This is a genomic window from Spirillospora sp. NPDC049652 (assembly GCF_040675125.1).
Taxonomy (GTDB): domain Bacteria; phylum Actinomycetota; class Actinomycetes; order Streptosporangiales; family Streptosporangiaceae; genus Spirillospora.
Genome location: NZ_JBFAOF010000707.1, coordinates 1 through 3923 on the forward strand (window position 1 = coordinate 1; position 3923 = coordinate 3923).

A 3923-nucleotide genomic window follows, 5' to 3' on the forward strand; every position below is an offset into this window, starting at 1 on the left:
CGACGCCCTGCTCGACCGCTTCGACACGGCCGTCGGGCGGACGCGCGCCGCGTGGGAGGAACCCGCGCCGGCGCCGCCGTCCGGCGCGAACGTGCTGGCCGGGGCCCGGTCCTGGCTGCACGAGGTCGCCGTCACCGGCTGGCGCGGCGTGAGCCACGACCTGGTCGCGGCGGTCGACCCGACCGTCGAGGCGCTGCTCGCCGATCCGGGCCTGCGCCGTATCGCCATGCTGCTGGACGGCCTCGCCGCCGAGCTGCGCGCGTCCAGCCCGGTCGCGACGATGGCCCGCGTCCCGGCCCGCCGCTGGGGCGACCTGTGGGCCCGCGCGATGCTGCTCACCTGGCAGGGCGGCGGTTCCGCGGGCGAGCGGGTGTCGGGACGGCTGCTGCCGCTCGGCGTGGACGTCCACGAGCATCCGACCGCCGTCCAGATCCAGGTCCACGGCGTCCTGGAGAGCGGCGGCGCCGCGCGGCTGGTCCGGGCGGCCGTCACGGCCGGGAAGGTCGACACGATCGTCGGACCGGCCGTCTGGGGCCTGCTCGACGGCCATCCCGTCCTGCTGGCCGCGCTCGCCGAGCACCGCGCCGTGGAGATCGACGGCATGACGCTGCTGCCCGGCGGCGACCTGCTCTGGTCGGAGGACGCGGCCGAGGCCGGCGAGCCCGCCGACCCGTTCGCCACCGCGCGGCTCCGGCTGGACGAGGCGACCGCCCCGCCCGTGCCGCCGCTGGAGCGGCACCCGGTGCGGATCGCCGAGCCGGTCCTGCTGGAGGGCTACCGGATCGACGGCTCCGACCTGGTCCTCGACGACCACCGGCTGCGGGTCGAGACCGGGAACCTGCCCGGCGCGGGCCCGCTCACGCCCGCCCTCATCGCCGCATCCAGCGCCTGCGTCGGGCTGGTCCGGTGGGACGCGGGCGGCTGGTCGCTGCGCCCGCTCGCCGTCCAGGCCACGGTGAAGAAGAAGCCGGTGGCCGCGCACGGCGGCGACTGGGCGCTCGGCCCGACCGATCCGAAGATCGTCAAGGCGCAGGCGCGGTCCGGTGACGCGGTCGCGGTGCTGCGCGAGCGAGCAGGGCGGTTGCTGCGCAAATGACCGAGACGAATGCGGAAGAGACGAGCCATGGACCGTCCGCCGACGCGACCGCCGAACCGTCCCCCGACGCGGCCTCCGCTGCGGACCGCGCCCACGCCAACCGCAGGCGGGCGCTCTACTGGCGGCTGATGGCGCGGATGTTCGACGGCGAGGAGCAGCCCGCGCTGGAGTCGTCCGCCGTGGCCGTGGTGGACGCGGTCGGCCTGCCCCCGGCGCTGCTCGATCCCGCGGTGTCGATGGACAACCTGCTCCAGCGCTTCCCCGAGCTGGAACCCGAGTTCGAGAACCTGTTCGCCACGGCGGGCGGCGGCTCGGAGACCGCTGATGACGGCGCGGTCGGCGCGGGAGCGGTCCGCAATGCGGCGCTCATCTCCAAGCTGCTGCTCAACGTGTTCCAGACCGGCCAGGGCAATGTCAGCGCCGACCAGCTCGCCGCCTGGCAGCGCGACGCCACCCGGCTCCGCCGCGCCCTGTGCGGCGGACAGGGCGACGGCGCGGGGCCGGGCGGCTGCCAGGCCGGTGGGCAGGGCGCGGGCGGCGCGTCCGGAGGCGGCGGCTCGAAGCCGGGTGGAGCGGACGGCGAGGGCTCCGGAGCGGACGCGGGCGGTCCGGCCGGGATCACCCGGACCCCGGGCTTCGGCCCGGGCGGGGCCGGGGCCGGTTTCGACGTCGGGGACATCGAGCGCATCCTCCGCGACATCGAGGGCGACCTGGTCAAGCGGATGCGGCTGCGCGAGGTCCTCGCCGACCCCGGGCTCGCGGCGCGGCTCACCCCGAGCATGTCGCTGATCGAGCAGCTGCTGCGCGACAAGTCGAACCTGTCCGGGGTGGCGCTGGCCAACGCCAAGCGGCTGATCCGCCGGTACGTGGACGAGGTCGCCGAGGTGCTGAAGACGCAGGTGCGGCAGACCAGCGTCGGCACGCCCGACCGGTCCGTCCCGCCGAAGCGGGTGTTCCGCAACCTCGACCTCGACCGGACGATCTGGAAGAACCTCACCAACTGGAGCCCGGACGACGAGCGCCTCTACGTCGACCGGCTGTTCTACAAGCACACCGCCAAGCGCACCGTCCCGGCCCGCCTGGTCGTCGTGGTGGACCAGTCCGGGTCGATGGTCGACTCCATGGTCAACTGCACGATCCTGGCGTCGATCTTCGCCGGGCTGCCCAAGGTGGACGTGCACCTGATCGCCTACGACACCCGCGCGATCGACCTGACGCCCTGGGTGCACGACCCGTTCGAGGTGCTGCTGCGCACCAGGCTCGGCGGCGGCAACGACGGGCCGGTGGCGCTCGCGATGGCCCGTCCCAAGATCACCGATCCGCGGAACACCGTGCTGGTGTGGATCTCGGACTTCTACGAGTTCGACCGCTCCCAGCCGCTGTTCGACGGGCTCCAGGCGGTGCACCGGTCCGGGGTGAAGGTGATCCCGGTCGGCTCGGTGACCAGCTCCGGGAGCCAGCACGTCAACCCGTGGTTCCGGCAGCGCTTCAAGACCATGGGCACGCCGGTGGTCTCCGGCCGCATCGGCCGGCTCGTGTCCGAACTCAAGAACTTCCTCGACTAGGAGGCCCCAGATGACCGAGTCCGACAAGCAGGGGATGCTGCGCGCGCCCGCCGAGGTGAAGTACGCCGAGGAGCTGGACTACCTGGAGTCGGTGGACGACGGCCCGAAGCCGTTCGCGTGGCGGCTCAGCCCGAAGATGGTCCGCACGTTCGTCCTCGGCTCCGAGCGCGCGGACGGCCTGGACCGGGAGATCCCGCAGAAGTGGTTCGGCGACCGGACGTTCGTCGAGCGCAGCATCGTCACGCTGGCGTCCGACCGCGGCCTGCTGCTGATCGGCGACCCCGGCACCGGCAAGAGCTGGCTGGCCGAGCTGCTCGCCGCCGCGGTCTGCCGCAACTCCACGCTGGTGGTGCAGGGCACCGCGGGCACCACCGAGGACCACATCAAGTACTCCTGGAACGTCTCGATGGTGATCGCCAAGGGCCAGTCCCGGGAGTCGATGATCCCGTCCCCGATCATGACCGCGATGGAGACCGGCGTGATCGGCCGGTTCGAGGAGCTGACCCGCTCGACCAGCGACGTCCAGGACGCGCTGATCTCGATCCTGTCCGAGAAGTACGTGTCCATCCCCGAGCTGGACGACGACAACATCGTGTTCGCCAAGCCCGGCTTCTCGATCATCGCGACGGCCAACAGCCGGGACCGGGGCGTCAACGACCTGTCGTCCGCGCTGAAGCGCCGGTTCAACTTCGTCCGCATCCCGGTGGTGACCAACAAGCGGAGCGAGGCGGAGATCGTCCGGTTCCGCACCACCGAGCTGCTGCGCCGGCACCGGATCGAGCTGGAGGTGCCGCCGACGCTGCTGGACATCCTGCTGCAGAGCTTCGCCGACCTGCGCACCGCCTCGGCCGCCGCGACCAGCGACGACGAGCGGCTGGAGTCGGCGCTGTCCACGGCCGAGCAGATCGGCGTCCTGGAGGACGCGATCCTGCACAGCCGGTTCTTCGGGGACGAGGTGCTGCGCGCGACGACCCTGGCGTCCTCCCTGGTCGGGTCGCTGGCCCGGCGCACCCCGGAGGACCTGGCGATCCTGAACAAGTTCTGGCACGGCGTGGTCGAGGGACGCGGCAAGAAGGAGGGCGGGGAGTGGAAGGAGTTCCTGGAGGGCGGCCGCGAGGCGATCGCGACCCTCTCGTGACCGCCTCCGGCACGGCCCCCGAACCCCTGGAAGCGCGGAAGGGACGACCGGTGCGCGACGAGCAGGCCGAACGGGACGGGCAGGACGGGCCGTTCGCGGCGCTGCGCGGCTAGCTGCGGGACGC

General features: G+C 73.0%; 3 protein-coding genes. All 3 read left to right on the forward strand.

All coding sequences use genetic code 11. The features are described 5' to 3' along the window. On the forward strand, window positions 1-1096 hold a 1096-nt coding region (locus AB0J52_RS31065; RefSeq protein WP_500186277.1), incomplete at its 5' end, for a hypothetical protein. Continuing rightward, entirely contained in the window at window positions 1093-2661 is a 1569-nt protein-coding gene (locus AB0J52_RS31070) for a VWA domain-containing protein (RefSeq protein WP_500186279.1), read from the forward strand. The genes AB0J52_RS31065 and AB0J52_RS31070, both read left to right, overlap by 4 nt. A 10-nt stretch (window positions 2662-2671) precedes the next feature. Then, window positions 2672-3799: an ATP-binding protein gene (locus tag AB0J52_RS31075; RefSeq protein ID WP_500186281.1), complete on the forward strand. Its 1128-nt coding sequence runs from the start codon at window positions 2672-2674 to the stop codon at window positions 3797-3799. Window positions 3800-3923: the final 124 nt, after the last annotated feature.

Excerpts from the sequence above, each read along its gene's own strand:
- AB0J52_RS31070 (WP_500186279.1), top strand. The coding sequence starts at position 1,093 with ATGACCGAGACGAATGCGGAAGAGACGAGCCATGGACCGTCCGCCGAC.
- AB0J52_RS31075 (WP_500186281.1), top strand. The coding sequence starts at position 2,672 with ATGACCGAGTCCGACAAGCAGGGGATGCTGCGCGCGCCCGCCGAGGTG.